The sequence below is a fragment of the Streptomyces sudanensis genome (genome assembly GCF_023614315.1).
In the GTDB taxonomy this organism is placed as follows: Bacteria; Actinomycetota; Actinomycetes; order Streptomycetales; family Streptomycetaceae; genus Streptomyces; species Streptomyces sudanensis.
This window is the reverse complement of sequence record NZ_CP095474.1, coordinates 1,512,370-1,514,394: the sequence shown is the minus strand read 5'-3', so window position 1 is coordinate 1,514,394 and position 2,025 is coordinate 1,512,370. Positions and strand designations below refer to the sequence as shown.

Sequence of the window (2,025 nt, the reverse complement as noted above, 5' to 3'; positions counted from 1 at the left end):
CCNGGCCNNCGCCCGGCCCGACCGGGCGTTATCCAGTCTTTGCCGGGCGGACGGCCCGGTCACCGGCCCGAGAGGGTAGCGTCAGTGGTGCCATGGACCTTGCCTACATTCCCAGCCCGTCGACCGGTGTGATCCACCTCGGACCGGTACCGCTGCGCGGCTACGCCTTCTGCATCATCATCGGTGTCTTCGTCGCCGTCTGGTACGGCAACAGGCGATGGGTCGCCCGGGGCGGCACCGCCGGCACCGTGGCCGACATCGCCGTCTGGGCGGTTCCCTTCGGCCTGGTCGGCGGCCGGCTCTACCACGTCGTCACCGACTACCAGCTCTACTTCAGCGAGGGCCGGAACTGGGTCGACGCCTTCAAGATCTGGGAGGGCGGCCTCGGCATCTGGGGCGCCATCGCGCTCGGCGCGGTGGGCGCCTGGATCGGCTGCCGCCGCCGGGGGATCCCGCTGCCCGCGTACGCCGACGCGATCGCCCCGGGCATCGCCTTCGCCCAGGCGATCGGCCGCTGGGGCAACTGGTTCAACCAGGAGCTGTACGGCCGGTCCACGGACCTCCCGTGGGCGCTGGAGATCAGCGAGGGCCCGAACCGCGAGGCCGGGCTCTACCACCCGACGTTCCTGTACGAGTCGCTGTGGTGCGTCGGCGTCGCCCTCCTGGTGATCTGGGCCGACCGCCGGTTCACGCTGGGGCACGGCCGGGCGTTCGCCCTGTACGTCGCCGCGTACTGCGCGGGCCGCGCCTGGATCGAGTACATGCGCGTCGACGACGCCCACCGCATCCTGGGCCTGCGCCTGAACGTGTGGACCGCGGCCGTGGTGTTCCTGCTGGCCGTGACGTACATCGTGCTGTCGGCGCGCAGGCGGCCGGGCCGGGAGGAGACCGTGGAGCCGGCGGCCGCGGGGAGCCCCGCCACCGGGACCGCGGCGCCCGAGGGCGCGCGGGCCGGCGAGGAGAAGACCGGCGAGGACGAGCCGGCCACCGGTGCGACGGCCGACGCCGGAGCGCCGCGGAAACCCTGACCCCCGCCTTCGGGCGACGAGCGGTCGCCGGGACCCCGACGGGCCCCGGCGGCCGCTTCGCCGTTCCGGGGCACGCCGGCCTGCGGACGGTACGTCCGGGGCCGCCCCGGCCGGACGGCCCCCGTGGTGTGGCGACCCTTACTAAGTAAAGCCTGCCTTGCTAGCGCACCCCTTACATCGGGCGTATTTTCGAAGGCGATCGAGGGAAGGCGCGGGTCAGGCCCGTGAGAGCAAGGGGAGAGCCGTGTCCATCATCGAGACCGAGGCCGCACTGCACGTCGCCCACCGCGACAACCACACGCACCGCGACGTCAACGGCGGCTGGCTCCGTCCGGCGGTGTTCGGCGCGATGGACGGGCTGGTGTCCAACCTGGCGCTGATGACCGGTGTGGCGGGAGGCTCGGCGGCGCAGCAGACCGTCGTCATCGCCGGTCTGGCGGGTCTGGCCGCCGGCGCGTTCTCCATGGCGGCCGGCGAGTACACCTCCGTCGCCTCGCAGCGGGAGCTGGTCGAGGCCGAGCTGGACGTCGAGCGCCGGGAGCTGCGCAGGCACCCGGCGGACGAGATGGAGGAGCTGGCCGCGCTGTACGCGGCGCGCGGCGTCGAGCCCCGCCTCGCCCGCGAGGTGGCCGCGCAGCTGTCCCGCGACCCGGAGCAGGCGCTGGAGATCCACGCCCGCGAGGAGCTGGGCGTGGACCCGGACGACCTGCCGTCGCCGCTGGTCGCCGCCGCCTCGTCGTTCGGCTCGTTCGCCCTGGGCGCGCTGCTGCCCGTCCTGCCGTACCTGCTGGGCGCGACCGCGCTGTGGCCCGCGGTGCTGCTGGCGCTGGCCGGGCTGTTCGCCTGCGGGGCGCTCGTCGCGCGGGTGACGGCGCGCAGCTGGTGGTACAGCGGCCTGCGGCAGCTGGTCCTCGGCGGGGCCGCGGCGGCCGTGACGTACGCGCTGGGCGGGCTGTTCGGCGCGGTGCTCTGAGGCGGGCCGGCCCCCGGGCGGCNC

At 74.7% G+C, this 2,025-nt stretch carries 2 protein-coding genes; both read left to right on the top strand.

Annotated elements, in window-relative coordinates; all coding sequences use genetic code 11:
• Positions 1–92: 92 nt before the first annotated feature.
• The gene (gene lgt / locus MW084_RS06950) at positions 93–1,028 is read left to right on the top strand and encodes a prolipoprotein diacylglyceryl transferase (RefSeq protein WP_010474183.1); all 936 of its coding nucleotides are present in this window, start codon (positions 93–95) and stop codon (positions 1,026–1,028) included.
• A 244-nt stretch (positions 1,029–1,272) separates the two neighbouring features.
• On the top strand, positions 1,273–2,001 hold the full coding sequence (locus MW084_RS06945) for a VIT1/CCC1 transporter family protein (protein ID WP_010474182.1): 729 nt from the start codon (positions 1,273–1,275) through the stop codon (positions 1,999–2,001).
• The last annotated feature ends 24 nt before the right edge of the window (positions 2,002–2,025 follow it).